Annotated in this window: 21 protein-coding genes and 1 riboswitch; of the genes, 12 read left to right on the top strand and 9 right to left on the bottom strand. The window is 72.4% G+C overall.

Translation table 11 applies throughout. The features are described from left to right. Position 1 precedes the first annotated feature (1 nt). Positions 2-3,094, top strand: coding sequence for an arabinosyltransferase domain-containing protein (locus AB0F52_RS23275; RefSeq protein ID WP_360174541.1), 3,093 nt, complete (start codon positions 2-4; stop codon positions 3,092-3,094). A 34-nt stretch (positions 3,095-3,128) separates the two neighbouring features. Here the strand turns inward: AB0F52_RS23275 and AB0F52_RS23270 are convergent, their stop codons facing one another. From AB0F52_RS23270 to AB0F52_RS23255, 4 genes are read right to left on the bottom strand one after another with little or no spacing between them, the layout of a single operon-like run. Next, positions 3,129-4,619, bottom strand: a complete 1,491-nt coding sequence (locus AB0F52_RS23270) for a precorrin-2 C(20)-methyltransferase (RefSeq protein ID WP_360174538.1) — start codon at positions 4,617-4,619, stop codon at positions 3,129-3,131. Then, the gene (locus AB0F52_RS23265; RefSeq protein ID WP_360174535.1) at positions 4,616-5,239 is read right to left on the bottom strand and encodes a precorrin-8X methylmutase; all 624 of its coding nucleotides are present in this window, start codon (positions 5,237-5,239) and stop codon (positions 4,616-4,618) included. The genes AB0F52_RS23270 and AB0F52_RS23265 overlap by 4 nt, the downstream gene beginning before the upstream one ends. Then, positions 5,236-6,312, bottom strand: coding sequence for a precorrin-3B synthase (locus tag AB0F52_RS23260; protein ID WP_360174532.1), 1,077 nt, complete (start codon positions 6,310-6,312; stop codon positions 5,236-5,238). Before AB0F52_RS23260 ends, AB0F52_RS23265 begins: the two co-directional genes overlap by 4 nt. Positions 6,313-6,316: 4 nt before the next feature. After that, a complete protein-coding gene (locus AB0F52_RS23255) occupies positions 6,317-6,631 on the bottom strand; it encodes a DUF6191 domain-containing protein (RefSeq protein WP_103337663.1) in 315 nt (104 codons plus the stop codon). A gap of 108 nt (positions 6,632-6,739) precedes the next feature. Here AB0F52_RS23255 and AB0F52_RS23250 point away from each other — a divergent pair, with 108 nt between their 5' ends. Genes AB0F52_RS23250 through AB0F52_RS23240 form a run of 3 tightly spaced genes read left to right on the top strand, consistent with a single transcriptional unit; the run spans position 6,740 to position 8,750 of the window. Beyond that, the gene (locus AB0F52_RS23250) at positions 6,740-7,666 is read left to right on the top strand and encodes an ABC transporter ATP-binding protein (protein WP_360174529.1); all 927 of its coding nucleotides are present in this window, start codon (positions 6,740-6,742) and stop codon (positions 7,664-7,666) included. Continuing rightward, positions 7,663-8,514 carry an ABC transporter permease gene (locus AB0F52_RS23245; RefSeq protein WP_360174526.1) on the top strand — a complete coding sequence of 284 codons (852 nt, stop codon included), beginning with the start codon at positions 7,663-7,665 and terminating at the stop codon, positions 8,512-8,514. The genes AB0F52_RS23250 and AB0F52_RS23245 overlap by 4 nt, the downstream gene beginning before the upstream one ends. 2 nt (positions 8,515-8,516) lie before the next feature. Next, on the top strand, positions 8,517-8,750 hold the full coding sequence (locus AB0F52_RS23240) for a helix-turn-helix transcriptional regulator (RefSeq protein ID WP_043784651.1): 234 nt from the start codon (positions 8,517-8,519) through the stop codon (positions 8,748-8,750). On the opposite strand, the gene AB0F52_RS23235 is transcribed toward AB0F52_RS23240, so the two are convergent. Beyond that, positions 8,747-9,475, bottom strand: a complete 729-nt coding sequence (locus AB0F52_RS23235) for a hypothetical protein (RefSeq protein WP_360174523.1) — start codon at positions 9,473-9,475, stop codon at positions 8,747-8,749. The two genes, AB0F52_RS23240 and AB0F52_RS23235, sit on opposite strands and share 4 nt — an antisense overlap. Positions 9,476-9,566: 91 nt before the next feature. Continuing rightward, positions 9,567-9,678, top strand: a riboswitch (cobalamin riboswitch). A gap of 49 nt (positions 9,679-9,727) precedes the next feature. Between AB0F52_RS23235 and cobN the strand changes: the two genes are divergently transcribed. From cobN to AB0F52_RS23210, 5 genes are all read left to right on the top strand, one after another. Beyond that, a complete protein-coding gene (cobN, locus tag AB0F52_RS23230; RefSeq protein WP_360174520.1) occupies positions 9,728-13,291 on the top strand; it encodes a cobaltochelatase subunit CobN in 3,564 nt (1,187 codons plus the stop codon). A 92-nt stretch (positions 13,292-13,383) separates the two neighbouring features. Continuing rightward, a complete protein-coding gene (locus AB0F52_RS23225) occupies positions 13,384-15,264 on the top strand; it encodes a glycosyltransferase family 39 protein (RefSeq protein WP_360174517.1) in 1,881 nt (626 codons plus the stop codon). Between the two features lie 35 nt (positions 15,265-15,299). Then, positions 15,300-15,956 (top strand): response regulator transcription factor, encoded by a 657-nt coding sequence (locus tag AB0F52_RS23220; protein ID WP_360174514.1) that lies wholly within the window; start codon positions 15,300-15,302, stop codon positions 15,954-15,956. Beyond that, entirely contained in the window at positions 15,953-17,035 is a 1,083-nt protein-coding gene (locus AB0F52_RS23215) for an ATP-binding protein (protein ID WP_360174511.1), read from the top strand. Before AB0F52_RS23220 ends, AB0F52_RS23215 begins: the two co-directional genes overlap by 4 nt. 121 nt (positions 17,036-17,156) lie before the next feature. Then, the gene (locus AB0F52_RS23210) at positions 17,157-18,362 is read left to right on the top strand and encodes a chitinase (protein WP_360174508.1); all 1,206 of its coding nucleotides are present in this window, start codon (positions 17,157-17,159) and stop codon (positions 18,360-18,362) included. 4 nt (positions 18,363-18,366) lie between these two features. On the opposite strand, the gene AB0F52_RS23205 is transcribed toward AB0F52_RS23210, so the two are convergent. Further along, positions 18,367-19,458, bottom strand: a complete 1,092-nt coding sequence (locus tag AB0F52_RS23205) for a dihydrofolate reductase family protein (RefSeq protein WP_360174505.1) — start codon at positions 19,456-19,458, stop codon at positions 18,367-18,369. 89 nt (positions 19,459-19,547) lie between these two features. On the opposite strand from AB0F52_RS23205, the gene AB0F52_RS23200 reads away from it, so the two are divergent. Then, the gene (locus tag AB0F52_RS23200) at positions 19,548-19,799 is read left to right on the top strand and encodes a hypothetical protein (RefSeq protein WP_360174502.1); all 252 of its coding nucleotides are present in this window, start codon (positions 19,548-19,550) and stop codon (positions 19,797-19,799) included. 30 nt (positions 19,800-19,829) lie between these two features. Here the strand turns inward: AB0F52_RS23200 and AB0F52_RS23195 are convergent, their stop codons facing one another. From AB0F52_RS23195 to AB0F52_RS23185, 3 genes are all read right to left on the bottom strand, one after another. Beyond that, positions 19,830-21,062, bottom strand: coding sequence for an aldehyde dehydrogenase family protein (locus AB0F52_RS23195; RefSeq protein ID WP_360174499.1), 1,233 nt, complete (start codon positions 21,060-21,062; stop codon positions 19,830-19,832). A gap of 507 nt (positions 21,063-21,569) precedes the next feature. Further along, entirely contained in the window at positions 21,570-22,355 is a 786-nt protein-coding gene (locus tag AB0F52_RS23190; protein WP_360174496.1) for a M50 family metallopeptidase, read from the bottom strand. Positions 22,356-22,523: 168 nt separating this feature from the next. Next, positions 22,524-23,429, bottom strand: coding sequence for a DNA-3-methyladenine glycosylase 2 family protein (locus tag AB0F52_RS23185; protein WP_360174493.1), 906 nt, complete (start codon positions 23,427-23,429; stop codon positions 22,524-22,526). A 148-nt stretch (positions 23,430-23,577) separates the two neighbouring features. On the opposite strand from AB0F52_RS23185, the gene AB0F52_RS23180 reads away from it, so the two are divergent. Beyond that, the gene (locus AB0F52_RS23180; RefSeq protein WP_360174490.1) at positions 23,578-24,327 is read left to right on the top strand and encodes a methyltransferase domain-containing protein; all 750 of its coding nucleotides are present in this window, start codon (positions 23,578-23,580) and stop codon (positions 24,325-24,327) included. Between the two features lie 39 nt (positions 24,328-24,366). Continuing rightward, a complete protein-coding gene (locus AB0F52_RS23175) occupies positions 24,367-25,689 on the top strand; it encodes a M20 family metallopeptidase (protein WP_360174487.1) in 1,323 nt (440 codons plus the stop codon). Positions 25,690-25,713: the final 24 nt, after the last annotated feature.

The following is a 25,713-nucleotide window of genomic DNA, read 5'->3' as shown; positions in this document are numbered from 1 at the left end:
GATGCGTCTGATTGCCGTAGCGCTAGGGCTGCTCTCGGCCTTGTGCGCGCTGGCTTTCCCCTTCCTGCCGGTGGTGCAGGACACGGCGGAGGTCGTCTGGCCGACCGGCAGCGACACCCGCTCCGTCAACGCGCCCTTGACCGGGTACTGGGCCCAGGACCTGCGCGCCGAGCTGCCGTGCGCGGCCATCCGCTCGGTGGACGCCCGCACGAACGGGCCCGGCCTGCTCTTCGCCACCGTGCCGGACGGCCGCACCGACCCGAAGGCCGGCAACGGCGTCGGCATGCAGCTGCGCGTCGACAACGGCGTGCTGCTCGCCTCGAGCCAGGGCCAGCAGATCGCCCAGCAGCCGCTGCCCGCCGAAAAGTGCGACGTCGAACTGGACGTCGACGCGACGCAGATGACGCTCGCCGTCGCCGGGACACCGATCTTCCATGCGGGCGGCGACGTCCGTCCCCGCGTCGTCGGCATCTACTCCTCCATCAACTCGAGCAAGGACCCGATCGCCGGCCTGCACGTCTCGGTCGTCCCGGACACGCGGTACCAGACGTCGCCGACCGCGCTGAAGATCCTCGTCGGCGTGCTCGCCGTGCTGTCGCTGATCGGCTGCATGATCGCGGTCTGGCGCCGCGACTCCGGCTTCGCGCGCCGCGCCCCGCGCTGGGCGCCGGTCGGCTGGTGGCGGCTGACGGCGCGGGACGTGACGGTGATCGCCGCCCTCGGCGCCTGGGTCTTCATCGGGCCGGTGACCTCGGACGACGGCTACATCCTCACGATGGCCCGGGTCACCGAGGCGACCGGCTACCTGACGAACTACCACCGCTGGTTCGGCGTCGCCGAGGCGCCGTTCGGCTGGTTCTACCACCTCTTCGAGCTGATGGCGCACGTCAGCGTGGTGCCGCCGTGGATCCGGCTGCCGTCGTTCCTGCTCGGCGTGCTCAGCTGGCTGCTGATCAGCCGCGAGGTGATGCCGCGGCTGGGCACCCAGATCCGCACCAGCAGCCCGGCCGGCTGGGCCGCCGCGACGGTGTTCCTGATCTGGTGGATGCCCTACAACAACGGCGTCCGCCCGGAACCGGTGGCCGCGCTCGGCTCGCTGCTGGCGATCTGCGCGGTGGAGCGCGCGCTGGTGACGCGCCGGCTGCTGCCCCTGTGCCTCGGCCTGACCGCGGCCGGGTTCACCCTGGCCGCGACGCCGACCGGGCTGATCGCGGTGGCACCGTTCCTGGTCGCCGCGCGGCCGCTGTTCAAGCTGGTGCGCCAGCGCGCGAACGAGAGCGGCTGGCTGCCGGTGCTCGCGCCGGTCGCCGCGGCCGGGCTGCTGGTGCTGGTCGTGGTGTTCGCCGACCAGACCTTCGCGACCGTGCAGGAAGCGACCCGGATCCGGACCCAGGTGGGCCCGAACCTGTCGTGGTTCCAGGAGCTCGCGCGCTACCAGCTGCTGTTCGCCGACCTGCCGGACGGCTCGGCGCCACGCCGGTTCCCGGTGCTGCTGGTCGTCCTGTGCACCGCGACCTGCCTGGTGATGCTGCTGCGCCGCGGCCGCATCCCGGGTGCGTCGCTCGGCCCCGCCCGCCGCCTGATCGGCACGACGGCGGTGTTCTTCCTGCTGCTGGCCCTGACGCCGACGAAGTGGACGCACCACTTCGGCGCGTTCGCCGCGGTCGGCGCGTCGATGGCGGCGCTGACCGCGCTCGCGACCAGCTCGACGGTCCTGCGGTCCAAACGCAACCGCGCCGCCTTCCTCGCCGGGCTGCTGGTCGTCGCCGCGCTGGCGGCGACCGGCCCGAACACCTACTGGTTCGTCTCGCGCCTCGGTGTCCAGTGGACGAACGTGGCGCCGTCGATCGGCGGCATCGGCCTGTCCACGATCTTGCTGGTCGCGGCCGCGGTCGCCGGGGTGTATGCGTTCGTCGAGAACGTCCGCGCGCACCGGCCGGGCCTGCCGGACCAGCCCCAGGAAGGCCGGCTGCGCGCGCTGCGGCTCGGGTCGCTGTCGCTCGTGGTGGTCTGCGGCCTCGTCGCGGCGGGCGAGTTCGTCACGATGGCGTGGGCGATCCACAACCAGTCCGGCAGCTACAGCCTCGGAGCGGCCAACATCGGGCACCTGTTCGGCAAGAGCTGCAACCTCTCCGACCACGTGATGGTCGAGCGCGACGCGGCGACGAGCATCCTGCACCCGCAGGCCGAGCAGCGGACCGTCGCGGAGAAGGTCAAGGAGCCGGACTCCCCGCTGCCGAACCCGGACCAGGACAACGGCCGCGTCCAGACCGGCTTCCACACCCGCCCGGTCGACGACAAGGACCCGCTGGCCGAGCCCCCGCACGGGTTCACGCCGGAAAAGGTGCCGATGTGGTCGAGCTACCTCGACCCGGAGACGCGCGCCGGGCGGCTGCGCAGCGACTGGTACGCGCTGACGGAGAAGCCTGCGGACGGCCAGATCGTGGTGGCCACGGCGGGTGCGGCTCGCCGTCCGACGTCGGTCAGCCTCGACTACGGCGTCGACACCCCGGACGGCGTGAAGGTCCTGCGCAGCCAGTTCATGCTCCCGCCGGGCGCGGGCACCAACGGCTGGAACGACACCCGCATCAACCTGCGCGACCTGCCGCCGGAGACGAACGCGGTCCGCGTCAACATCGTCGACAACGACCTGACCGAGGACGGCTGGATCGCGGCCTCGGCCCCGCGCGTCCCGACGTTCACGACGCTGACGGACCGCATCGGCTCGAAGCCGGTGTACGTGGACTGGCCGGCGTCGTTCGTGTACCCGTGCGTCCAGCCGGTGACGTCCCACGACGGCATCTCGCAGGTCCCGGACTACCGCATCACGGCGGGTGGCCTGGCGGACGAGGCCCAGTGGGCGTCCTCGACGAACGGCGGGCCGATCGGCTGGCTGGAGGAGCTGGCCGAGGAGCCGGAGGTGCCGAGCTACCTGATCGGCCAGCCGAGCCAGTCGTGGGGCCAGCTGCTGCAGATCGAGCCGTTCACCGAGGGCATCGCGCCGACGGTGGTGCACGGGGAGAAGACGGTGCCGGGCTGGTGGTCACCGGGACCGGGACCGCGGCAGCCGAACGGCAAGGACCCGACGCGCTGAGCAGCGTGAGGCCGGGCCGGAACCCGGCCTCACGTCAGTAACTCCGGGGTGTCCAGACGATGCCGTTGTCGGATCGAGTGCGAGACGAACCCACGATCAGCAGGCACCGCATGTCCACCGTCGCCGGATCGAGCTCGCCCAGCGTCGTGATGCGGATGTCCTCCTCCGGGCCGCCGACGTCCCGGGCCACCACCACCGGGGTGTCCGCAGAACGGTGGCGGAGCAGCACGGCACGGGCGTCGGCCAGCTGGGCCGTCCGGGTGCGGGACGCCGGGTTGTACAGCGCCAGCACCAGGTCCGCCGCGCCCGCCGCGTCGAGGCGCTTCTCGATGATCTCCCACGGCTTCAGCCGATCCGACAGCGACAGCACGCAGTAGTCGTGGCCCAGCGGGGCGCCCACCCGGGACGCCGCCGCCTGGGCCGCGGTCACTCCGGGGACGATCCGGACCCGGACACCGGTGCCGTGCCCCGCGGACACCTGTTCCAGCACCGCCGACGCCATCGCGAACACCCCCGGGTCGCCCGAGGACACCACCGCGACCCGGGAGCCGGAAGCAGCCAGGGACAACGCCTCGCGAGCCCGGTCCGCCTCGACGCGGTTGCCGGACGCGTGCCGCTGCTGGCCCGCCTTCTGCGGTACCCGTGCGACATACGGCCCGTACCCGACGATGTGCTCCGCCGCGTCGAGCTCCGAAGCGGCTTCGGGCGTCAGCCACTCGGGACCGGCCGGACCGAGACCCACGACGACGACCTCACCGGCCGAAGGCGCGGCCGCAGGAGGGGAAGCCGGCGAAGACTGACGTGACGCGTAAGCCGGTGAAGGCAGCAACGCGAGCGAGAAGTACGGCACCGTCGAAGGATCCACCGACGCCAACGGCTCGACGCGCTGCTGGCCCCAAGTCGCGCGCTCGACGTAGACGGCGTCGTCCAGCTTGCCCGCCTCCGCGAACGCCTCTCGCACGGACGAGAACGTCCGGCCCAGCTTCAGCACCGCCGCCGCGTCGGTGTCGGCGAGGCGCCGGGCCAGTTCCGGGGCCGGCAGCGTACCCGGGAGCACCGTCAGCACCTCGTCGCGCTGCACCAGCGGGCGGCCGAAGACCGACGACGCCGCGCTCACCGACGTCACGCCCGGGACGACCACCGCCTCGAAGCGGCCGGAAAGCCGTTCGTGCATGTACATGTACGAGCCGTAGAAGAAGGGGTCGCCTTCGCAGAGCAGGACCACGTCGCGGCCCGCGTCGAGGTGCTCGGCCAGCCGCTTCGCGCTCAGCTCGTAGAAGTCGGCGATCGCGCCCTCGTACCCGCCCGGGTGGTCGGTCGTCTCGGTCGTGACCGGGTAGACGAGCTTCTCCTCGATCTGCCCCTCGCGCAGGTACGGTTCGGCGACCGACCGCGCGATGCTCCGGCCGTGCCGCGCGCAGTGGTAGGCGATCACCGAGGCTTCGGAAATCAGGCGCGCCGCCTTGACCGTCATCAGTTCCGGGTCGCCGGGGCCGAGCCCGACGCCGTACAGCGTTCCGGTCATTCTTCGGCGCTCGCGAGGGCGTTGATCGCCGCGACGGCCATCGCGCTGCCGCCGCGCCGGCCGTGCACCACCAGGTACGGTGCCGGGGCGCGCTTGGCCAGCTCCTCTTTGGACTCCGCCGCGCCGACGAATCCGACCGGGACGCCGATGATCGCCGCGGGCGCGCCGACGCCTTCGTCGAGGATCTCCAGCAGGCGGAACAACGCCGTCGGCGCGTTGCCGATCGCCACCACCGAACCGGGCAGCTTGTCGCGCCACAGTTCCAGCGCGGCGGCCGAGCGCGTGGTGCCCATCCGCTCGGCCAGACCGGGCACCGAAGGGTCCGACAGCGTGCAGAGCACTTCGTTGCCCGCGGGCAGGCGACGGCGGGTGACACCGCTCGCGATCATCTGCGCGTCACACAGGATCGGCGCGCCGGCTTCGAGGGCGGCGCGGCCGGACTCGACGACGTCGAGCGTGTAGCGCAGGTCGTCGACCAGATCGACCATGCCGCAGGCGTGGATCATCCGGACCGCCAGCCCGGCCACGTCGTCGGGCAGGATCGCCAGGTCCGCCTCCTCGCGGATCGTGGCGAACGAGTGCCGGTAGATCTCGGCACCGTCCCGCAGGTAGTCGATCACAGCTTCCCTTCCATCTCGTCGAGCGGCACCCAGCGGCCGTCGATGCGGTAGCCCCCCGCTTCGGCGACAACGTCCACATGGGACTGCGACGGCTTCCCGCACCGCCGTTCACAGCCCGAGAAGTGCGCGCGCAGGCCCGGCCGGAACACCGCGTCGGCCCGGACGTCGGCGCGCGACTTCGCGCAGCCCGGACGGCCGATGCACGCGGTGGTCCCCAACGCCTCGCCCCCGAACCCCAGCCGCTCGAAGACGTCGGCGGGCGCGTCCGGCAGGACCAGTGACTTCCACGGCGTGACCAGCGCCGTCCCGAACTCCGCCAGTGCCCGCGCCTGCGTCGCGGACAGCTGCCCGAAGCGCGGCACGACACCGGCCGCGAAGCCACCGCCATCCTTGGGAATCAGCCCGGCCGGGACCTCGGCCGCGGTCCGCGGCACCGGCGTCCCGCGCCAGGCCGGGTCGTCGAGTTCGGCGACGCGCCAGGCGGCTCCGCGCACCCGGCAGAACTCCAGCGCCACCTCGACCAGCACCGCCACCGCGTCGGCGCGGGCCACTCGTCGTCCCGTGTCGCCGCCCGCGAGCAGCAGCGTCCCCTCGGCAGGGCCCGTCGCACGCCAGCAGACGTCGGCGCCTTCGCCGGCGACGTCCCCGCGTCCGTCGTCGAAGGCGAAGAGGAACCGCCCGGGCAAGGCCGCCAGCTCCGGCGTCGAACACAGCACCAGGTCCAGCGCGGCCGCCAGGCCGCGGACGTCGGCGAGGCCGCCGCGCACTCCGCTCAGCGGTGACGCGAGGACGTTCCGGACCCGCTCGTGCGACGGCGAGGGCAGCAGGGCCGCGCCGGTCAGCCGGTCCGCGAGACCGGGCTTGGTGACGCCACGGAGCTGGACGTTGCCGCGCGAGGTGAGGTGGAGGTCGCCGTCGCCGCAGGCTTCGGCCGCGTCGGCCAGCGCGTGCAGCTGCACTGCGGAAATCGTGCCGCCGGGCAGCCGCACCCGCGCCAACGGTCCGTCGGCGGCGTCGTGGGGTGCGAAAACACCGGGGCACGCGTCGGCTCGCACGCGTGCTGGGGTCGGCATGGGGTCACTGTAGCTGGCCGTTCCGGGGCTCCGGCGGGTCCGAACGCGGCCGGATCCGGGCCGTTCCGGCGTCCAGGTCCACGTCACGCCAAGGAGGCGCGCCTTCGGCGTCCTGCTCGACGAGCATCGACATCGTTTCCCGGTGTTCCAGCTCACGCCGCTTGGTCCCGTAGAGGAAGGCGGTGGCCTCTTCGATGGAGGTGGCGGACAGCCGCGCCTTGAAGCGCGAGCCGTTCTTGCGCGGCCGCAGTTCGATCGCGGCCATGACCAGCAGGATCACCACGCCGCCCGGAAGGGCGAGCCCCAGCCAAGTTCCCATGCCCGGCGAACCGGGTGACCGCTGGTCAAGTTCCCGGTGCAGCAGAAGTCTCATGAAAGATAGCAGGTGTGCTACATTCGATCGCATCAGTCAGATGGGGGTGACGTGATGAGAGACCCAGCGGTCCCCGCGGTTCGCGTGCGCGGGCTGCGGATGCGCTACGGCACGAACGACGTGCTCCACGGCGTCGAGTTCGAGGCGTACCGCGGCGAGGTCGTCTGTCTGCTCGGGCCGAACGGCGCGGGCAAGACGACGACGATCGAGATCCTCGAGGGCTTCCGGATGCGGTCGGCGGGCGAGGTGAGCGTGCTGGGCGTCGACCCGGCGCACGGCGGCGAGGACTGGCGGGCACGGCTGGGGGTCGTGCTCCAGTCCTGGCGCGACCACGGGAAGTGGCGCGTCCGCGAGCTGCTCGCGCACCTCGGCCGGTACTACGCGCCGTACTCGACGGCGTCGCACCCGCGGCCGTGGGACACCGACGAGCTGATCGCGACGGTCGGGCTCACCGAGCACGCGCACAAGAAGCTCAAGCAGCTCTCGGGAGGGCAGCGGCGGCGGCTCGACGTCGCCATCGGCATCGTCGGGCGCCCCGAGCTGCTGTTCCTCGACGAGCCCACCGCGGGCTTCGACCCCGAGGCCCGGCGGGAGTTCCACGACCTGGTGCACCGCCTGTCCGACGAGCTCGACACGACGATCCTGCTGACCACGCACGACCTCGACGAGGCCGAGAAGCTGGCCGACCGGATCCTCATCCTCAACGGCGGCCGGATCGTCGCCGACGGCTCGGCCGACGAGCTCAGCCGGCAGATCGCCGGCGAGGCCGAGGTCCGGTGGAGCGTCGGCGGCCAGCGCTTCGTCCACTCGACGACCGAAGCGACGAAGTACGTGTACGACCTGTTCAAGCAGCACGGCGAAGCCGTCTCGGACCTCGAAGTCCGGCGGGCGTCGCTGGAGGACACCTACATGACGCTGGTCCACCGGGCGGAGACCGGCGGCGAAACGGAGCTCGGCCTCCAGGAAGCGGGTGCGCGATGAACGCCAAGACCGCCGCGTTGCGCTCCGGGCTGGCCCGCGGCTGGATCGAGTTCAAGCAGACGTGGACCAACCTCGACGACGTCATCGGCCAGGTCGTCTTCGTGCTGCTCTTCCTCGGCACGTTGTTCTTCATGCGCAACGCGACGCTGCCCGGCACGTCGTTCTCGCTCGGCGCGGCGACCGTGCCCGGCGTGCTCGGCGCGGGCATCGTCTTCCAAGGCCTGACCGGTGCGGCGAGCTACCTGGCCATCGACCGTGAAGACGGCACGCTGCTGCGGGCGAAGGCGACCCCGAACGGGATGCTCGGGTACCTGGTCGGGAAGACGACGGCGCTGTCACTCGCCCAGCTCACGTCCGTCGTCGCGGTCCTGGTCCCGTGCCTGTTCGCGTTCTCCGCGCTGGCGCCCGACGGCGTCTGGTCGTACCTGCACCTGCTCGGGGTGCTGGTGATCGGCATGGCCGCGACGATGCCGATCGGCGCGGCGCTGGGTTCGCTGGCCGACAGCCCGCGCATGATCGGGCTGATCACCCTGCCGGTCATGGGGCTGGGCGCGATCTCGGGCATCTTCTACCCGATCACGGCACTGCCGGAGTGGGTGCAGGGCATCGCCCAGGTGTTCCCAATGTACTGGCTGGGCCTCGGGATGCGCTCGGCGCTGCTGCCGGACAGCGCGGTCGTCGTCGAGATCGGCCAGTCGTGGCGGCCGCTGCCGACCCTGGCGGTGCTCGTCACGTGGGCCGTGATCGGATTGGCACTGGCCCCGGTCCTGCTCCGCCGCATGGCGCGGCGCGAAGCGGGATCGTCGGTGGCCCAACGGCGGGAGAAGGCCATGCAGCGTGTGGGGTAGTCATGAGTGAGGTCGTCTACAACCGGATCGCGATGCTGCGCGCGGAGCGGTCGATCTCGCGGCGGCAGCTGGCGGAGGCCCTCGGCGTGCACTACCAGACGATCGGCTACCTGGAGCGCGGCGAGTACAGCCCTTCGCTGTACCTGGCCCTGCGGATCGCGGAGTTCTTCGAGGTCTCCGTGGAAGTGCTGTTCTCGACGAAGCCCTTCCCCCGCCTGGGAGAGCGGTCCGCCTAGGGCTTGCGCAGGTCGGCGTCGGCCAGTGCGCGGACGACGTCGTCGCGGCGGGTCTCGCGGATCGTCCGGTTGAGCTCGACGTGCAGGAACGGTGTGCCGCCGGCGGCCTGGCCCTGGACGTTCGTCGTCCCGGCCAGGCCGCGGCACGGCTCGGTCCAGGCCCGGCGGACGCGGAACCCGGCGGCTTCCAGGCGGTCCGCTGCCCGGCGGGCCGCGTCACCGGCCTCCGCGGCGCCGGCCGAGAGGACGACGTCGGCCGCGGGCAGGGTGCGGTCCTTGAAGCCGTGCAGCTGGACCTGCGGCAGGCCGCGGCGGGCCAGCACCGTGGTGACGACGTGGAAGACGGTCCGCGTCTCGTGCGCCGGGTCCTCCCGGCGGCGGTGTGCCCCCGCGACGGCCAGCACCGCGCCGGGCACCTGCCGGAAGAGCGCCAGGCCGATGAGGTCGGTCCGCAGGTCGGACGAGGGGTGCGGTACCTCGACGACCAGTGACGGCGGCGCGGACCGGTCGATCGCGTAGAGCCCCCAGGCCCGCTCGGAGCCGGTTTCCTGGACCACGAGGGCGTCGCCGGCCACGGAGAACCCCAGGTCAGGCAGGTGGTGAGGGCGGCCGTCGAGCAGGGCGGCGAAGCCGGTTCCGGCGGTTTCGAGCTCGGCCGCGGTGGGGTGGCGGTACGGCTGCCGGGTCGACTGCGCGGCGGTGAAGCTCCGGAGGAAGGGTTCCAAGCCGCCAGGCTACCGAGGACCGGCCAACGTCACCTTGACGCACTTCGACCGGCACCGGAGAGTGAGGGCGATACCCACGCGTCGGCAGGTGGAGGAACCCGGTGGAAGTCCGGGGCGGTCCCGCCACTGTCACCGGAGACCTGGGTTCGACGCCGCCTCCGCGGGAGGGAGTGCGTCGGCGGGTCTCCGGGAGCCAGGAACTCCGGCCGGCGCGCCCGTCGACCCGGGGCGCGGACCCCGAGGAGGAACCTCGTGATCCTGCTTTTGTCCACTTCGGACACCGACCTGCTCAGCGCCCGATCGAGCGACCGCGAGTACCGGCTCGGCAACCCCGCCCGGCTCGACGTCGCCGAGCTGCCCGGGCTGCTCGACGGCGTCAAGATCGTCGTCGCGCGGATCCTCGGCACGCCGCGGAGCTGGCAGGACGGCCTGGACACGCTGCGGGCGTCGGGCGCGCACGTCGTCGTCCTGGGCGGGGAGCAGACGCCGGACGCCGAGCTGATGAAGCTCTCGACCGTCCCCGCCGGGATCGCCGCCGAGGCCCACGCCTACCTCGCGCAGGGCGGCCCGGCCAACCTCACCCAGCTGCACCGGTTCCTCTCCGACACGCTCCTGCTGACCGGCGACGGCTTCGAGCCGCCCGCCGAGCAGTCGACGTGGGGCGTCCTCGAGCGTCCTTCGCGGGGCGACGGCCCGGTCATCGGCATCCTGTACTACCGCGCGCACCACCTCTCCGGGAACACGGCCTTCGTGCACGCCCTGGCCGACGAGATCGAAGCCGCGGGCGGGCGCGCATTGCCGATCTACTGTGCTTCGCTGCGGACACGCGAGCCGGAGATGATGGCCGAGCTGGCGTCCGTGGACGCCTTGCTGGTCACCGTGCTCGCGGCCGGTGGCACCCGGCCGTCCGAGGTGGGCGCCGGCGGTGACGACGAGGCCTGGGACGTCGCCGAGATGGCCGCGCTCGACGTCCCGATCCTGCAGGCGCTCTGCCTGACCAGCGACCGCGAGACGTGGGCGGCCAGCGACGACGGCCTCTCGCCGCTCGACGCGGGGAACCAGATGGCCGTGCCGGAGTTCGACGGGCGGCTGATCACGGTGCCGTTCTCGTTCAAGGAGCTGGACGAGGACGGTCTCCCCCGGTACGTGCCGGACGCCGAGCGCGCCTCCCGCGTCGCCCGCATCGCGCTGGCGCATGCCCGGCTCCGGTACACACCTCCGCCGGAACGCCGGATCGCGCTGATGCTGTCCGCGTACCCGACGAAGCACTCTCGCGTCGGCAACGCGGTCGGGCTGGACACGCCCGCTTCGGCGATCGAGCTGCTGCGGCGGATGCGTGCTTCCGGTTACGACCTCGGACCGGACGCGTTCCCGGGCGTCGACCCGACCGGCACCGACCAGCCCGACGGCGACGCGCTGATCCACGCGCTGATCGCCGCCGGTGGCCAGGACCCGGAGTGGCTGACCGAGGAGCAGCTGGCCGGGAACCCGATCCGGGTGCCCGCCGCGCGGTACCAGGAGTGGTTCGACGCGCTGCCGGCCGAGCTGCGCGAAGGCGTCGAGGAGCACTGGGGCCCGGCGCCCGGCGAGCTGTACGTCGACAACGGCGACATCGTGCTGGCGTCCCTGCAGAGCGGCAACGTGATCATCATGATCCAGCCGCCCCGCGGGTTCGGCGAGAACCCCGTCGCGATCTACCACAACCCGGACCTGCCGCCGAGCCACCACTACCTGGCCGCGTACCGCTGGCTGGAAGAGGAGTTCGGCGCGCACGCCGTCGTCCACCTGGGCAAGCACGGGTCGCTGGAGTGGCTGCCGGGCAAGACCGCGGGGCTCTCGGCGTCGTGCGCGCCGGACGCCGTGCTCGGGAACCTGCCGCTGGTCTACCCGTTCCTGATCAACGACCCCGGCGAGGGCGCGCAGGCGAAGCGGCGGGCGCACGCGACGATCGTCGACCACCTGATCCCGCCGATGGCGCGGGCCGAGTCCTACGGCGACATGGCGCGGCTGGAGCAGCTGCTCGACGAGCACGCGAACATCGCGGCGATGGACCCGGCGAAGCTGCCGGCCGTGCGCCAGCAGATCTGGACGCTGATCCAGGCGGCCAAGCTGGACCACGACCTCGGCATCGACGAACGGCCGCACGACGCGGAGTTCGACGACTTCCTGCTGCACATCGACGGCTGGCTGTGCGAGGTCAAGGACGCGCAGATCCGCGACGGGCTGCACGTCCTGGGCGCGGCGCCGGTCGGTGAGGCGCGCGTCAACCTGGTGCTGGCGATGCTGCGCGCGTCCCAGATGTGGGGCGGCAAGCAGGGCGCGGTACCCGGTCTGCGGTCCGCGCTGGGCCTCAAGGAAGACGCGCCGATGTCCGAAGTGGACGCGGTCGAGAAGACGGCGCGTGAGCTCGTGCAGACGATGGAGATGCGCGGCTGGGACGCGACCGCGGTCGCCTCGGTGGCGCCGGACGCCCAGGTGGCGCGGGTACTTTCGTTCGCCGCGGAGGAAATCGTCCCCCGGCTCGCGGGGACGTCGGCCGAGCTGGACGCGGTGCTGCACGCGCTGGACGGCGGGTACATCCCGGCCGGGCCGAGCGGGTCGCCGCTGCGCGGGCTGATCAACGTGCTGCCGACCGGGCGGAACTTCTACACCGTCGACCCGAAGGCCATCCCGAGCCGGCTGGCGTGGGAAACCGGGCAGGCGCTGGCGGACTCGCTGTTGAAGCGCTACCGCGAGGACACCGGCGACTGGCCGAAGTCGGTCGGGCTGTCGGTGTGGGGCACGTCGGCGATGCGGACGTCCGGTGACGACGCGGCGGAAGTCCTGGCGCTGCTGGGCGTCCAGCCGGTGTGGGACGAAGCTTCGCGGCGCGTCACGGGCATCGAGGCGATCCCCCTGGCCGAGCTGGGCCGGCCCCGGATCGACGTCACGATCCGGATCAGCGGGTTCTTCCGCGACGCGTTCCCGCACGTGATCGCCCTGATGGACGACGCGGTGCGGCTGGTGGCCGGACTGGACGAACCGCTCGACGAGAACTTCGTCCGCGCGCACGTGTCCGCCGACCTGGCGTCACACGGCGACGACCGGCGCGCGACGACGCGGATCTTCGGGTCGAAGCCGGGCGCGTACGGCGCGGGCCTGCTCCCGCTGATGGACAGCGGCAACTGGCGCGACGACAAGGACCTCGCGGAGGTGTACGCGGTGTGGGGCGGCTTCGCGTACGGCCGCGACCTGGACGGCCGCCCGGCGCGCGAGGACATGGAAAGTTCGTACAAGCGCATCGTGGTGGCGGCGAAGAACACCGACACGCGCGAGCACGACATCGCCGACTCGGACGACTACTTCCAGTACCACGGCGGGATGATCGCGACGGTCCGCGCGCTGACGGGCGCGGCCCCGGCGTCCTACATGGGCGACAGCACCTCCCCCGACGCGGTCCGCACGCGCACGCTGGGCGAGGAGACGGCCCGGGTGTTCCGCGCCCGGGTGGTCAACCCCCGGTGGCTGGCGGCGATGCGCCGGCACGGTTACAAGGGTGCGTTCGAGCTGGCGGCCACGGTGGACTACCTGTTCGGCTTCGACGCCACGGCCGGCGTGGTCGGCGACTGGATGTACGAGAAGCTGACCGAGTCGTACGTGCTCGACGAGGTGAACCAGGAGTTCCTGCGGCAGGCGAACCCGTGGGCGCTGCGCGGGATCGTGGAGCGGCTGAACGAGGCGGCGGACCGCGGTTTGTGGGCGGAGCCGGACCCGGCGTTGCTGGAGAAGATGCGCGAGGTGTACCTGTCGCTGGAGGGTGACCTCGAATCGGAGTGACCGCAAGCGGTTTGCCGGCCGCGGCGGCTACCCCGCCGTACAGCAGCTGAGCGGAAACGCCCGGGAAACGCGGGTCCGGGTTGGGTGGCGGCATGATCACCGCCGTTCACCGGAAGACCCGCTCCTGGGCGCTTCCCCTCATCTGCCTCGGCGCCGCCGTCCTCTACGCCTGGAAGATCGGCGACGGCCAGCTCGGCAACACCTACTACTCGGCCGCCGTCAAGTCGATGACCAGCGGCTTCACGAACTTCCTTTTCGGATCGTTCGACCCCTACGGCGTCGTCACGGTCGACAAACCGCCGATGGCCCTGTGGCCGCAAGCGCTTTCGGTGCTGGTCTTCGGCTACCACGGCTGGGCGCTGCTGCTGCCCCAGGTCCTCGAAGGCGTCGCGGCGGTGTTCCTGCTCCACCGCACCGTGCGGTTCTGGGCCGGCGAGAACGTCGCCCTGCTGGCCGCCGCGATCCTCGCGCTGACGCCGGTGACAGTGGTGATCAACCGCGGCAACAACCCCGACACGCTGCTCGTCCTGTTCCTGGTCGCCGCCGCGTACGCGCTCACCCGCGCGCTGCGGGACGGCCGGAAGTGGCTGTGGTGGTGCGCCTTCTTCGTCGGCTGCGGGTTCCTGACCAAGATGCTGCAGGCGTGGATCATCGTGCCCGCGCTGGTGCTCGCGTACCTCGCCGGGGCGACCGGGCCGCTCAACCGCCGCCTGCTGGACGTGCTCGGCGCCGGGCTCGTGCTGGTCGTTTCCTCGTTCTGGTGGGTCGCCCTGCACGACTGGTGGCCCGGCGCCAAGCCGTACACGGGCGGCAGCAAGGACGGCACGGCGTGGGACCTGGTCTTCGGCTACAACGGTTTCGGCCGCCTCTCCGGCAACGGTGAAGGCGGCGGCATGACGATCGTTTTCAACGGGCAGCAGACCATGTCGTCGTTCGGCGGCGACCCCGGGCCGGGCCGGATGTTCAACGACCTCGTCGGCGGGCAGATCTCCTGGCTGTTGCCGTTGTCACTGCTGGTCCTGTTCGTGGTCGTCGTGACGAGGTCGTGGGGTGACGCGCGCAGTCGCGCCGGCTGGGTGCTGTGGGGTGGCTGGCTGCTGGTGACCACCGCGGTCTTCAGCTTCGCCGGCGGCATCTGGCACCCGTACTACACGACGGCAATGGCGCCCGCCGTCGCCGCGGTCTCCGCCGCGGGCCTCGCGCTGCTCTGGCGGCACCACCGGCGCACCGCGCTCCCCGTGGCGATCGCCCTGAGCGCGGCCTGGGCGTTCGTGCTCGTTTCCCGGGACCCCTCGTTCCACGGCTGGACCCGGTGGGCGGTGCTCGGCACCGCCATCGCCGCCATCGTCGGCCTGGTGACCGCGGGGAACCGGTGGGCGCTCGTGGCCGGGCTCGTGCCGCTGCTGCTCACGCCCGCCGTGTGGTCGTGGGCCGCCGCGCTGGACGCGTCCGCGGGCACCCTGCCCGCCGCGGGGCCCGCCCCGGGGCCGGGGCCGGGAGTGGTGCCGGCGCCCGGACCGGGCGGCCCGCAGCCCCGGATGGTGCTCGGCGGCGGAGGCGACGGCGCGAAGCTGTCCGACGAGCAGCGGCGCATCCTCGACTACGCCCGCGAGAACGGGACCGAGATCACGCTCGCGGTGAACAGCCAAGCCGGTTCGGTCGCGCCGTTCGTCATCGGCTCGGACGCGACCGTGATCGGCATGGGCGGCTTCGGCGGCCGCGATGACGCGCCCTCGGTCGCGCAGCTCGACCGCTGGCTCGCCGAGGGCAAGCTGCGGTTCGTGCTGAGCGGCGGGACTGCTCCGGTGGGACCCCCGGACAGCGCCGTCCAGAAGGAACGCCGTCGCTGGATCGAACAGCACTGCGCGATCGTCGATCCCGGGGCTTACGGCGGCCGGCCCCGGCCCGCCCCCGCCCGGACCGGCGGGCCGATGCGCATCGGTGCCGCGGACACGCTGTACCGATGCCGCTAACGGGGAGGAAACACCGGCGCGGCGATCATGACGGCATGCGGGTCCTGGTGGTGGAGGACGAGCCGATGCTCGCGGACGCGATCGCGGAGTGGCTGCGCGACGAGTCCCACGCCGTCGACCTCGCCCACGACGGCGCCGCGGCGCTGGAGCGCATCGCCGTGCACGACTACGACGTCGTCGTGCTCGACCGGGACCTGCCGGTCGTGCACGGCGACGACGTCTGCCGCGAGCTGGTGACGTCGGGCGTGGCCACGCGGGTGCTGATGCTCACGGCGGCCGCCGAGGTCACCGACCGCGTCGCCGGGTTGTCCCTCGGCGCCGACGACTACCTGACCAAGCCGTTCGCGTTTCCCGAGCTGGCGGCCCGCATCCAGTCGCTGGGGCGGCGCTGCCGCCCGGCCGCGCCGCCGGTGCTGCGTCGCTCCGGGATCACGCTCGACCCGGCGCGGCACGAGGTGTTCCGCGACGGGCGGTACCTCCCCCTGTCCAAGAAGGAGTTCGCCGTGCTCGCCGAGCTGCTGCGCGCCGAGGGCGCCACCGTCTCCGCGGAACACCTGCTGGAGAAGGCGTGGGACGAGCACGCGGACCCGTTCACCGGCGCGGTCCGGCTCACCATCCTCAAGCTGCGCCGCAAGCTCGGTGACCCACCGCTGGTGGAGACGGTCACCGGGGTCGGCTACCGGCTCCGGTGAGCCTCCGGCTGCGGCTGACCGTGCTCTACGGCGGCCTGTTCCTGCTGGCGGGCGTGGTGCTGCTGGGTGTCACCTACCTGCTGTTCACCCAGCAGGTGGGGCGGCGGGTGACGGTGCTCATCGGCACGCCGCCGCCCGGCCAGGTGCCGCTGCCCTTTCCGGAGGGGCTCGACGCCCAGGCCCGGCAAGTGCGTGAAGCGGCGGCGACGTCACTGCTGACGCAGGGCGGCATCGCGCTCGCCGCGGTCGCCGTTCTCGCGGCGGCGGTCGGCTGGCTGGTGGCGGGTCGCGCGCTGGCGCCGTTGCGGCAGGTCACCGAAACCGCGCGCCGGATCGCGGCGGCAGCCGACCCGGGCGGGCACGAGCGCATCGCGCTGCGCGGGCCGGAGGACGAGGTGAAGAACCTCGCCGACGCGTTCGACGTCATGGTCGAGCGGCTCGACCGGTCCTTCGACGCCCAGCGCCGCTTCGTCGCGAACGCCTCCCACGAACTGCGCACCCCGCTGACGCTCAACCGGTCCCTGGTCGAGGTGGCGATGCACCGCCGGACGGCCTCCGACGACGTCCGGCAGCTCGGCACGAAGCTGCTGCAGATCAACGCGAGGCACGAGAAGCTGATCAGCGGGTTGCTGCTGCTGGCCCGGTCGGAGAGCGCGCTGACCGAACGGTGCCCGGTGGACCTGGCGGCGATCGCGTCCCACGTGGTTCCGCCCGGCGTGCGGGAAGACCTGGGCGAAGCGACGGCGCTCGGCGACGCGCTCATGCTCGAGCGGCTGGTGCACAACCTCGTGGAGAACGGCATCCGCCACAACGTCGAAGGCGGCTGGGTCCGGGTGGCGACCCGGACGCGGCTGCCTGCGGTCGAGCTCGAAGTGACGAACAGCGGCCCGGTGATCCCGCCGTCGGAGGTGCCCGCGTTGTTCGACCCGTTCCACCGCCGGGCGCGGGTGGCCGCGGACGGGGCGGGGCTGGGGTTGTCGATCGTCCGCTCCGTGGCGCACGCGCACGGCGGGGAAGTCGCGGCCACGGCTCGGCCGGAGGGCGGCTTGGTGGTGGTCGTGTCCCTCCCCGCGGCCTGACCACCCGACGAAAGTACGGCTCAGAACCGGATATTCCGCCGCGTTTCACCCGCCACCTTGACTTCGTTAATGGTCTAGTCCAATGATCTGTCCACCTCGATCCCCACCGGGAGGACAGCTCATGCGCAGGAGCAGACTGGCCGCCGTCGGGCTCGCCGCCGCCACTTTCGCCGCCACCGCCGTCAGCCTCGTGCTCGGCGCACCGTCGGCGACCGCGGCGTTGAGCAACAACTGGTACGCCGCGGCGCCGTACCTGATGCCCCAGAGCAACAACCCGCCCGATCCCGTGACCGTGATGAACGCGACCGGGCTCAAGGCGTTCCAACTGGCGTTCATCCTCGCGCCGAACGGCGGCGGCTGCAGCCCGACCTGGGACGGCACCTCCGCCGTCTCGTCCGACACCGCGGTCGCGGGCGTCATCTCGCGGATCCGCGGCGCGGGCGGCGACGTCTCGGTGTCCGTCGGCGGGTACGGCGGCACGAAGCTCGGCCAGACCTGCGGAACGGTGGCCGCGACGGCCGCCGCCTACCAGCAGGTCATCACGAAGTACTCGCTCAAGGCGATCGACTTCGACCTCGAAGAGCCCGAGTACGAGAACACCGCCGCGATCGCGAACGAGCTCGGCGCGGCGAAGACGTTGCAGGCCAGCAACCCCGGCCTGTTCGTGTCGGTGACCATGCCGGGCACCGCGGCCGGTACCGGCTGGTTCGGCACGCAGCTGATCGACCAGGCGAAGTCGATCGGCTTCACGCCGAACAACTTCTCGATCATGCCGTTCGACGGCGGCTTCAACGGCGGTTCGTCGCAGGTGTCGGCGCTGGAAGCCCTGCACGGACTGCTGATGTCGCACCTGGGCTGGGACAGCGCGACCGCGTACGCCCACGAGGGTTTCTCCGGCATGAACGGCAAGTCCGACGCGGCGGAGATGTTCTACACCTCGGACTTCCAGACGGTGTACGACTACGCGACCAGCCACGGCCTCGGCCGCTTCACGTTCTGGTCGGTCAACCGGGACCGCGCCTGTGTGGGCACGACGGACAACGGCGTCTGCAGCAACGTCCCGCAGAACGACTGGGACTTCACGAAGTTCAGCGTCCGCTTCGCCGGCGCGACCCCGCCGCAGACGACCCCGCCGGTGACGACGACCCCGACCACCCCGGGCAACGGCTCCTGCACCGCGGCGGAATGGGACCGGGCGAAGGTCTACGTCAAGGACAACGTCGTCTCGCACAACAGCCACAAGTGGACGGCCAAGTGGTGGACGCAGGGCGAAGAGCCCGGCACGACCGGCGAATGGGGCGTCTGGCAGGACAACGGCGCCTGTTAGTTGCCTAGAAGTCGAGGTGGGTGTTCTCGCGCTGGACCTCCGGGGCCAGCGCGGGCACCTCGACGACGTGCCGCCCGGCCTGCCGCAGCAGTTCGGTGCCCCGGGCGTCGACGAAGACCGGCGGCTCGCGCCAGGCGAACACCACCCGCGGGATCCCGGCGTCGAGGACGAGCTGGGTGCAGCTGCGCGGGTGGGAACTGCGGTGGCTGCACGGTTCCAGCGAGCTGTACATGGTCGCGCCGGCCAGGCGCGGGTCGCCGGCGCACTTGGCCAGCGCGGCCTCTTCGGCGTGGTTGCCGGGATCGCCCTCGCCGGAATGCCCGGTGGCGACGACCTCGCCGTCGGCGTCGGTGATCACGGCGCCGACCCGGAAGGTGTGGCTGGGCGGGCACTCGGCGGCGAGCGCGATGGCTTCCTTGAGGCGCTGAACGTCCCGGCCGGTCGGTTCGGCGGCGGCGCGGTACTCGAGGATGGCCATCCCCTGCAGTTCGTTCGCGGCGGTCAGGACCAGCGGCCGCGGATAGCGGCCCGGACCCACGAACCGCGGCGCGTCCGGCTGCCCGACGAAGAACGGCGCGATCGCGAGCCGCAGTGCGTCGGCGAGGCCTTCGGTGAGGAAGCGCGTGTGGATCCCACCGCCGCCTTCGACCAGCAGGTTCTCGATGCCGCGCGCGCCGAGGTCGTCGAGGACGCGCCCGAAGTCCGGCGGATTCCCGGCATCGACGACGGTGGCGACGTGCTTGAGCGCGTCCGCGGCGCCGGGCGGTGCGTAGACGATCTTTTCGGTGTCCCCGACGGTGAAGAACTGCGCGTCCGGGTCGAGACCACGGGTGGTCACGGTGACCTTGACGGGTTGTTCGGGCTTGCCCCGCTCCAGCCGTTTCCGCCGGAGTTCGGGCGAGCGGACGAGCAGCCGCGGGTTGTCGGCCCGCACGGTCCCGGCCCCGACGAAGATGGCGTCGGCCTCGGCCCGCAACCGATCGACGATCGCGAAGTCGTCCTCTGTGGACAGCACCAGCCGCTCGGGTGAGGTGTCGTCGAGGTAGCCGTCGAGCGACTGCGCGGCGGACAGCAGGACGTGCGGCCGGGAGATCACCCGGCCCAGTATGCCGTAACGCCCGGGGCGGTCCCCGCGTCCTACGACGTATCCCCCTGCCGTGCGCATCCCCCCGGAGCTTTCTGAACATGACAACGCGAGGCTGGTACAAGGAGCGGACGCTCACCACGGTCGACACCGTCGGCCGGGAGGTGTCGGTGACGACCGGGCTCACCCGTGACCCCGAAGGCCGCCTGGTCGCGGCGATCGCGATCAGCGACGGACCGACGGCGATCTACCGCTATTCCGGCGACGCCGACGAGCGGACCGAGCTGGTCACCAACGCTGTGGACACGGTCAAGGAGCTGCGCAAGCTCGCCGGCGTCCCGCCGACGCGCTGACCGGGCCCGGCCCGGCCTGGCCCGCTTGGTTCAGGCCGGCAGGACCGCGTACTGGCGGACGTAGAGGTCGGTGTAGGTGACCGGGCCGCGCGGGCCGGGAACCTTGTCGAGGTTGATGCCGGTTTCCGGGACGGCGAGCAGCTTGAAGCCGTCGAGGAGGCGGGTCGGGGCGTTCCAGAAGACGCCCGTGCCGGTGTAGCCGTCGAAGAAGGCGTCGGCGGCCGACTCGTCCTCGGTGGAGATGCCCGCCGCCAGGCCGGAGGTGCGCTCGTTGGCGATTTCGACGGCGTCGGAGAGCGAGCCGACCTTGGCGACGGTGACGGTGGCTTCCCGGTCGGAGTCCAGCGCCCACTCGTAGCCGATGGGGTGCTCGTGCGGGGCCAGCGAAGGCGTGACGCCGCGCTCGGCGAGCGCGTCCGAGATCGCGGGCCAGGCGTCGTCGTGGATGTCTTCGTGGATGAGCAGCAGGTTCAGCCGGTTGCAGACGCCCAGCCGGTCGAGGCTGGCGTAGACGAGGTCGCGCGCCTTGGTGACGTCCGCCCCGCGGTCGACGTAGAGGACGCCGCCGCCATCGGCGTGGGCGAGGGTGCGCACGCCGTGGACGGCCGCCTCGGTGGCGAGGGCGCGGGTGCTGTCCCCGCTGCCGCGCAGGATCACCAGCGGCACGAGGCCGGGCAGCCGGACGAGCGCGGAGGCCGCCTCCCGCTCCACGCGCGGCACGAGCTGAACGCAGTCGGCGTCGATGCCGGCCTCGGTGAGCGCCGGCGCGATGACGACCTCACGCAGCCGCTGGGCGGAGCCGAGCGCGGCCGAGCCGGTGCGCAGCACCCCGGCGTTGCGCGACTTGACCAGCTGAGAAGCCACGTCGACGGTGACGTTCGGCCGCGCCTCGTAGTTCGCCCCGATGACCCCGACCGGCCGCCGCCGCTCGACCAGCCGCAGGCCGCCGTCCAGGGTGGACACGTCGACGGAGCGCTCCTGGTGCGGGGCGCCGGCGAGCAGCCGGAGCTGTTCGGCCATGCCGGTGAGCCGCTCCGGGGTGATGGTGAGCCGGTCGAGCAGGCCGGCGCTCATCCCGTCGGCCTTGGCGCGCGCTACATCGGCCTGGTTCGCCTCGAGGATCTCGTCACGGTGTGCGAGCAGCCGCTCGGCCATCCCGGACAGAGCGGCATCGACGGCCTGAGCGCTCGCGGCAGCCAGCGACGGCGCGGCCAGCTTCGCCGCCCGTGCGCACTCCTCGACGGCCTTGGCGACCTCGTCCATCGTTCGTCTCCCTCCGCGCGGACCACCAGTTTGCCGCATGCACCCCGGTGACCGGCCACGGGCTCCACCGCCGGTGAGCGAGGCGCGGGCGTGGTCCGGGTGGCAGGGCCGCCGGGTGGCGGGGGCCGCCGAGCGGCGACCACGGCGGGTCGCCGGCCGGCCGCTGGTGTGGTCGGGCATCGCGGCGGCACGTCGCACCGCCGCGACCGGGTCCGAGCACCACACCTCGCGACCAGCGCGGCCGCCGCGGACGGCTGGCGAGCGTGGCGGCCGGCCGAGGCCGCCACTGGTGGGCGGCTCCACGCGGGTCGGTCATGCCGCGGCCAGCGGGCGGCAGGGGCAGCCAGGCAGCGGCAGCGAGCAGCGGCAGCGAACGGCGGCAGCGGGCAGCAGGCAGCGGGCAGCTGGCGGCGGCAGCGAGAGCCAGGCAGCGGGCGGCTTCCGCCGCCTGGTGGAGCGGCTCCGGGCCGTGGCCGGGCGCCGGGGCTGGGACCACCGCTGTCAGCGCTACTTGGCCACTGGCTCCAGGAGCCACAGGGCGCCGGCGATCAAGCAGCTGATCGTTGCCACCGCGAAGACCAAGACCCACAGCACCGGCGGGACCGCCGTGAGGCGGCCCAGCTGGTCCGCGTCCGAGTCGCGGGCCTGGCCGCGGCGGCGCTTGGTCTGGAGCTCGGCCACCGGCCGGACGCCTCCGAACAGCAAGAACCACGTCACCAGGTAGCTGAACGGGGCCTGCAGCTCGACCGGTGCCACGAACGCGATCAGCGCCAGCACCGCCGCGCTGGCGACGACCGTGAACACCCCGTACGCGTTGCGCACCATCACCAGCACGCCGAGCAGCAGCAGCGCGATCAGGACCAGCACCGTGCCGACCAGGTCGGCGCCCAGCAGGCTGGCGAACACCAGCCCCAGGACCGACGGCGCCAGGTACCCGGCCATCGCCGTGAACGCCATGCCAGGCCCCTCGGGCTTGCCGCGCGAGACGGTGACGCCCGAGGTGTCCGAATGCAGCTTGATGCCCTGCAGGCGCCGTCCGACCAGCACCGCGGCCAGCGCGTGCCCGGCCTCGTGCACCATCGTCACGACGTTCCGCGCCCGCCGCCACGGTGTCCCGCCGACCAGCACCACGAGCAGCGCCACGCCGCCGGCGATCAGGGTGATCACCGCGGGGGTCTGGACCTGCTCCAGCAGCGAACCGGCCGGCGATGTGTCCGTGGCGGCAGCCGCGCGAAAAGCCGACAGGGCGTCACCGGCCGGACCACCGAGCGCGAATTGAACGGGCGAACTCACCCGGACACCTCACCACAGGCGATATCTGGCTACCGTGAGTCCCCACCGCTCGCCGCTTCGCGGCTTCCGGTATCGAGTCGTGGCGCTCTCCTTTCTGTCGTCGGAACGCGGGCGGCAAGACGCGCGATCGCGCGGGGCCGGGGCGTTGCTGCCACCTCCCAGGTCAGGTCATCGCGACTCCCGCATCCGGGCCTCGCCCTCGACCCGGAAGAGGAACGACACCCAGCTCCGGAACGGCGCCCAGGCCTCCGCGATCTCCGCCAGCTCCGCGACTCCCAGGCCCGGGAGGTGGTACGCGTCGCGCATGATCTCGTGGAGGCGGGTTTCGCTGCGGGGGAAGACGTCCGGGTGGCCGGCGCCGCGGATCAGGATCAGCTCCGCGCTGAACCGGCCGATGCCCGGCAGGAGCTGCAGCTGCTTCAGTGCCTCCTCCGCCGGCATTGCCCGCAACGCCGCCGCGTCCAGCATTCCGTCGGCCGCCGCCTCGGCGATGGCGCGCAGGCGCGGGATCTTCGGGCCCGGCAGCCCCGGCTGGTACTCCATCTTCGCCAGCGCGGCCGGCGCCGGGAACGCCCTCAGCACGCTCCCGCCCACGTCGACCTCGGTGCCGTAGCGCTCGGTCAAGCGACGGCGCAGCCGGACCGCCTGCGTCATCCAGATCCGGTGGCTCAGCACGGCCCAGCACGCCGCCTCGTACGGCGATGCGAACAAGACCGGACGCAGGCCCGGATGCAGCCCCTGCAGCAGCGAAACCACCGGATCACGGGCGCCGGCCTCCGGGAACGCCGTGCCGTCGACGTCCAGCGAGCACATCCGCCGCACCTGAGCCACCACCGCGTCGGTGTGCTCGGGCGGACCGTGGACCTCGACCGTGACCTCGCCGGGCGATCTCTGCCGCAGCACCGCTCCCACCGGCGTCCATTCGCCGCCGAGCGCGAACGCCACCCGCAGTGCGCCGGGTTCGGAGTCCGGCTGCCCGGCCGGGGCGAAGCCGGTCAGGAAGCGGGCCGCCGCGGCCAGGTCGAACTCGCCCTGCACCTCGATGTCGGCACACGGGCGGGAAATCGTCGTCATCTCTCCTCCTCGGATCGGAACCTTGCCCGCGACGTTAGGAAGGGGCACCGACAATTCCGGGCCTCGAACGCCTGATCCCGCATTTGTTCACTCGATCGAGTGGCCCGGAGGTGGGCATACTGCCGGTGTCCGAAAGCGAGGAGAGCCCGTGCCGACCAGCGCACACGACCGACTCGAAGCCCTGCTCGAGACGCCGGCACAGACGGACTCCGGCTACCTCGACCTGCTGGGCGCCGCCGACCAGGCCGGTCCGCCGACCGGGCTCACGCAGCGCCTGATGCGCACCACCCTGCTCCCTCAGGTCTACGAGCGGTACTGGCGCCCCGCCCTCGGCCGCGCGCTCAAGGGCCCGTTCGGGCCGAGCATGGCGGCAGAAGTCTCGCTCGCCACGAAACTCCTCCGGCTGGCACCGGGCCGCACGGTGCTCGACGTCGCGTGCGGAACCGGCCGGTTCACCCGGGCGTTCGGCACGGCCGTCGGCCCGGACGGGCTGGCGATCGGGCTCGACGGCGCCCGCACCATGCTCGCCAAGGCCGTCGCCGAGGGCGGCCCGGACACCGTCGCCTACCTTCGTGCCGACGCCGTGCACCTGCCGTTGAAGCCGTCCACAGTAGACGCTCTCTGCTGCTTCGCCGCACTGCACATGTTCGCCGAGCCGGAGACCGCGCTGGACTCTTTCGCGCGCGTGGTGAAACCGGGTGGCCGGGTCGTGCTGCTGACCAGCGCCCGCCGCGGCCGGCAACCCGCACGCCTGATCGAGTCGGCCGGCGGGATCGTGAGCGGCCAGAAGATGTTCGATCGCGGCGAAATCGCCGCGAAGCTGCGCGCCCGCGGCTTCACGAAGATCACCGAGCGGTACGCCGGTGTCACGCAGATCGTCGCGGGCGAGCTCGGCTGAGCGCCGCGGATTGTCGGAGGTGGCGGTTAGCATCGCCCCATGACCCACGCCGACCCCGTCCCGCCCGACGACAGCTACCTGCGTTCCCTGGTCGAGGCCACCGCCGGCGCCGTCGCGGCCGCCGAACCGCTGTCCTCGCCGCACGCCGGCGCGGACGAGGCGACGCGCGCCGAAGTAACCGCCGCGGTCGAGCGCAGCTCACCCGATCTGGTGACATTGAGCCAAGATCTGCACGCCCACCCCGAGGAGGGGTTCGCCGAACACCGGTCCGTGCGGGCGCTGGCCGATCTCCTGCACCGGCACGGCCACGAAGCCACGGTCGGCGTCGGCGGCCTCGACACCGCGCTGCGCGTCAGCACACCACCGCGAGAGGGGCCGCACATCGCCGTGCTCGCCGAGTACGACGCGCTGCCCGGGCTCGGTCACGCCTGCGGCCACAACGTCATCTGCACCACCGCCGCCGGTGGCTTCCTCGGCGCCGCGACCGTCGCCGAGCGGCTCGGCGGCCGCGTCAGCCTGATCGGCACGCCCGCCGAGGAAGGCGGCGGCGGCAAGGAAATCCTCGCCCGCGCCGGCGTGTTCGACGACGTCGACGCGGTGATCATGCTGCACCCGTTCAGCCACGACATCGCGCTGCACCCGTTCCTCGGGCGGCGTCAGCTGGAGATGGTCTTCCACGGCGTCGGCGCGCACGCGAGCGCCCAGCCGTTCATGGGCCGCAACGCGCTCGACGCCGCCGTCGCCGCGTACCAAGGCGTCTCGGCGCTGCGCCAGCAGCTCCCGCAGAGCGACCGCGTCCACGGCGTGTTCACCGACGGCGGCGCCCGGCCCAACATCATCCCGGCCCGCGCCGCGCTGCTGTTCTACCTCCGGTCCCAGCGCCCGGAAACCCTGCGCGACCTCGCCGCCCGCATGACGTCCATCGCCGAAGGCGCCGCGGCGATGACCGGCTGCGGCGTCGAGCTGATCTGGGACGCCCAGGCGGCCTACCTGCCGATCCGGTTCAACACCGCGCTCGCCGGGCGCTGGACGGCCAACCAAGTGATCACCGGCCGCAGACCGCTGCCGCCGGGCATCGTGCCGGAGTCGCTAACCGGCTCGACGGACTTGGGCAACATCTCCTACCGCGTCCCCGCGCTGCACCCCATGCTGGCGATCTCGGGGCCGACGGTTGCGTTGCACACCAAGGAGTTCGCGGCCGCGGCCGGATCGGAGACGGGCGATGCGGGAGTCCGCGACGGCGCGCTGGGCTTGGCCCTGACCGCCGCCGACTACCTCGGCGACGCCGAGCTGCGGAAGGCGGTGCACGACGAGTTCGAGGCAGCCGGAGGAGCGCTGGACGTCCCGTCGTTCTTCGCCTGACGCCTGAGGATCGGCTGAGTTTTC

It is taken from the genome of Amycolatopsis sp. NPDC024027 (genome assembly GCF_040638975.1).
In the GTDB taxonomy this organism is placed as follows: domain Bacteria; phylum Actinomycetota; class Actinomycetes; order Mycobacteriales; family Pseudonocardiaceae; genus Amycolatopsis.
Note: the sequence above shows the minus strand (reverse complement) of the source record. Positions and strands in the feature narration are given on the sequence as shown.